At 59.2% G+C, this 3,769-nt stretch carries 4 protein-coding genes; all 4 read right to left on the bottom strand.

Annotated features, from left to right (window positions below):
• Nucleotides 1-8 precede the first annotated feature (8 nt).
• The 4 genes from A3H92_11030 to A3H92_11015 are packed head-to-tail and all read right to left on the bottom strand — an operon-like array spanning nucleotide 9 to nucleotide 3,134.
• Nucleotides 9-980 (bottom strand): cysteine synthase A, encoded by a 972-nt coding sequence (locus A3H92_11030; protein OHC73992.1) that lies wholly within the window; start codon nucleotides 978-980, stop codon nucleotides 9-11.
• 28 nt (nucleotides 981-1,008) lie between these two features.
• Nucleotides 1,009-1,464 (bottom strand): Rrf2 family transcriptional regulator, encoded by a 456-nt coding sequence (locus A3H92_11025; GenBank protein ID OHC73991.1) that lies wholly within the window; start codon nucleotides 1,462-1,464, stop codon nucleotides 1,009-1,011.
• A gap of 6 nt (nucleotides 1,465-1,470) precedes the next feature.
• Complete coding sequence (locus A3H92_11020; GenBank protein ID OHC73990.1) at nucleotides 1,471-1,932, bottom strand: deoxyuridine 5'-triphosphate nucleotidohydrolase; 462 nt, start codon at nucleotides 1,930-1,932, stop codon at nucleotides 1,471-1,473.
• Entirely contained in the window at nucleotides 1,929-3,134 is a 1,206-nt protein-coding gene (locus A3H92_11015) for a bifunctional phosphopantothenoylcysteine decarboxylase/phosphopantothenate synthase (GenBank protein OHC73989.1), read from the bottom strand. The genes A3H92_11020 and A3H92_11015 overlap by 4 nt, the downstream gene beginning before the upstream one ends.
• Nucleotides 3,135-3,769 lie beyond the last annotated feature (635 nt).

Genomic DNA, 3,769 nt, shown 5'->3' with positions numbered 1-3,769 from the left:
CCGCCATATTACCCGACCTCTATGTTCTCGAACAGGGCGGTTGAAAGATAGCGTTCGGCGCAGTCGGGCAGGACGACGACGATCATCTTGCCGTTCATCTCCGGGCGCTGTCCGACCTCCAGGGCGGCGGCCAGGGCGGCGCCGGAAGATATGCCGACCGGCAAACCCTCGATTCGGGCCAATTTGCGCGAAGTAGCAAACGAGGTCTCATTGCCGACCTTGAGTATCTCGTCAATCATTTTGCGATTGAGCACGCCGGGAATGAAGCCGGCGCCGATGCCTTGAATCTTGTGGGGGCCGGGAACGCCGCCGGAGAGCACCGGGCTGTCTTCGGGTTCAACGGCGATTACCTTCAATCCGGGTTTGCGGGGCTTGAGGACTTCAGCGACTCCGGTGAGGGTGCCGCCGGTGCCGACCCCGCTGACCAATACGTCGATCCTGCCGTTGGTGTCGTTCCAGATTTCCTCGGCGGTGGCGCGGCGATGAATTTCGGGGTTGGCCGGGTTTTCAAACTGTTGCGGCATAAAGGCGTGGGGGATTTCCGCGCACATGTCTTTGGCGCGTTGAATGGCGCCCGGCATGCCTTTGGCGGCAGGCGTCAGTTCCAGCTCGGCGCCGAGGAAGAGCAGCATCTTGCGGCGCTCAATCGACATGCTTTCCGGCATGGTGAGGATCAGCCGGTAGCCCTTGGCGGCGCAGACGAAGGCCAGGGCGATGCCGGTGTTGCCCGATGTCGGTTCGATAAGCACGGTATCGGGGCCGATCTTGCCGGCGGCCTCGGCGGCTTCAATCATCGCCAATCCGATACGGTCCTTGACCGAACTCAGCGGATTGAAACATTCGAGCTTGGCGACCAGATCGGCCTTGCATCCGGATTCTTCCATGATCCGGGAAAGGCGAACCAGCGGCGTGGCGCCGATGGTTTCCAGGATGCTGCCGTAAATGCGGCCCCGGAAGCCGGGGGTGTTGTGGTCTGTCATGGTTTTCTTTGCTCCTTATCAGCTTTGTCTAAATGGAAAAATCCAGATTCTTGCGTCCTTCGCTTTCAATTCCGGCCTTGTGGGCGCGGCTGCACAGGTCATCAATGGTGATCGAGTCCATGCGCTTCAGAACATCGTCTTGCAGTTCCCGCCAAACCGGCCGCACCACGCGGCGCCATAATTCCGAACCGTCGGGTTCATTGATGACGGCGTCTTCGGCCTCAATCTTGCGAACGACGCGAACAATTTCGCCGATGGTAATGCGCCTGCGCTCGCGGGCCAGCCGGTAGCCGCCCCTGGGGCCGCGCACGCCGATCAGAATTCCCTGGCGAACCAGTTGCTGGAGGGCCTGTTCCAGATAGCGTCTGGGGATGCTCTGGCGGCGCGTGATGTCGCGGCTTTGCACGGGGGCGCTGCCGGCGTGGTAGGAGATGTCGAGAACCGCCTCGATGGTGAACAGCATTTTCTTGGACAAGCGCAACATGGATTTTCAGCCTTCTCCTCTTATGCCGGTTGATCCGAAGCCGTTTTCGGCGCGGACACTTTCAGGCAGTGATTCGACTTCGATCCAGGCCACCGCGCTTACCGGCGCCACTACCATTTGAGCGATTCTCATGCCGCGCTCGACGGTGAAGGCCTCGTCGCCCAGGTTAACAAGAATGACGCCGATCTCGCCCCGGTAGTCGGCGTCAATGGTGCCGGGGCTGTTGAGAACGGTGACGCCGTGTCTTGCCGCCAGCCCCGACCGGGGCCGCACCTGGGCTTCATAGCCGAAGGGCAGGGCGATGGCGACTGCCGACGGGATGACGGCGCGGGCGCCCGGCGCCAGTTCCACATTCTTCTCGACGGCGGCGAGTAAATCGACGCCGGCGCTGAACTCCGTAGCGCGCGAGGGCAGCGGCAGGCCTCGGCCATGGGGTAAACGGCGAATGGAAACTTCGACGGCCTTCATCGAGTCTGCTCCAGGGCGTCGGCAATGAGGATCGCCAGACGTTCGGCAACCGCCGGCTTGGGCATGGCCGGCCAGCTCTCTGTCTTGCCGTTCGCCGTTATCAGATGAACGGTGTTTGATTCGCCGCCGATTATCCCTGTGGAAGGCGACACGTCGTTGGCCACGATCCAGTCACAGCCTTTGGCCGCCAGCTTTACATGGGCGTTGTCGATGACCGCGTCGGTCTCGGCGGCAAAGCCGATCACCAGCTTCGGTCGGCGGTTTCCGGGAACGCTTAGGGCGGCGAGAATGTCCGGATTCTCGGCCAGTTCGAAGGTCCTGGTCTTGCCGTTCTTTTTTATCTTGGCGGCGGAGGGGGCGGCCGGGCGCCAGTCGGCGACGGCGGCGGCGCATACGGCGACATCCACCGGCAGCGCTTTCTCACAGGCGGCCAACATCTCACGCGCTGATTTTACGCGCAGCACCAGGACGCCGGACGGGTCCGGTTCATGAGTAGGCCCGGAAACAAGGATGGTTTCGGCCCCCATGCGGGCCAGCGCCTCGGCAATGGCGTGACCCTGCTTGCCCGATGAGCGGTTGGCTATATAGCGCACCGGGTCGATGGCTTCATGGGTGGGGCCGCTGGTGACCAGGGCGCTCTTTCCCGACAGCCTGCCGACTCCTTGCAGGCAACGCTCAACGGCGGCGGCGATGGCGGCAGGCTCGGCCATGCGCCCCATGCCGGTTTCGCCGCAAGCCATCTCGCCTTCTTCCGGCCCGACCTGCAACACGCCGCGCCTTTTCAATGTTTCAAGGTTGGCGCGGGTTGCCGGGTTCTTCCACATTTTCACGTTCATCGCCGGCGCCGTCATCACCGGTCCATCGGCGGCCAGCAACACCGTGGTCGCCAGATCATCGGCGATCCCGCAAGCCGTCTTGGCGAGGATATTGGCGGTGGCCGGGGCTACCAGGATAAGATCGGCGTCTCCGGCTAAACGGATATGTCCCATCTCACTTTCATCGGTAAGCGAGAACAAGTCTTCGTAGACCTTTTGCCCGCTGAGGGCGGCCAGCGATAACGGCGTGATGAATTCACGTCCGCTTTTGGTCAGGATACATCTCACCGAGCAGCCTCGGGAACGCAGGATGCGAACCAGTTCCAGGCTCTTGTAGGCGGCGATGCCGCCCGTGACGATCAGCAGAATGTTCTTTCCATTTAACACCGGCGGGCTTCCTGACATTTAACGAAGATTAAGTGTGATTAATTTAACATACACAGAATCAGGCGCAAGCCCTGATTTTTTGTCCTGTCATATCATCGCGCTTTCCCCTCCTTACCAAGGAGGCAGGGGAGGTTCCCGGCGCGTTGACCGGAATAAGCACTATTTTATGAACCACCACAGAGGCTCAGAGACACAGAGGAGGGTAGAGAGAAGAAAGAAAAAGCAAGAATAAAACTTCACTTAATCGTCTCTGCTCTGCGCCTCTGTGCCTCTGTGTTTAAAGCACACAGACTGATAACTCCCCTTTAAAGCAAGGGGGAGGATTTTTTATTATTCGTTCATATGTAAACATGTGAACGTTAATGTTGACGCCGATATGTAAACAGTAGCGTAGTCTGCCGGTAATGATCAGGGGCAAAACGCAACAAAAACAATGGGTTATGAAGTTGGCACGGTTCTCGCATTGTTAAGCGTAGTTAAACGCCCAGGTTAAAGAAGAGGAGAATAAAAATGGTTACGGTTTTGGTTAATATTTTCGGCATCGTTCTTCTCGCCCTCCCGGTTTTGGGCGCCGCGTTCATCTCCTGCAAGGAAGGCCATAACTATAGCGAAAGCTACTGAATAATTTTTTCCCC

Source organism: Rhodospirillales bacterium RIFCSPLOWO2_02_FULL_58_16 (assembly GCA_001830425.1).
Taxonomy (GTDB): domain Bacteria; phylum Pseudomonadota; class Alphaproteobacteria; order Rhodospirillales; family 2-02-FULL-58-16; genus 2-02-FULL-58-16.
The sequence above is the reverse complement of the archived record's forward strand: the minus strand, read 5'-3'. Positions and strand labels throughout refer to the sequence as shown.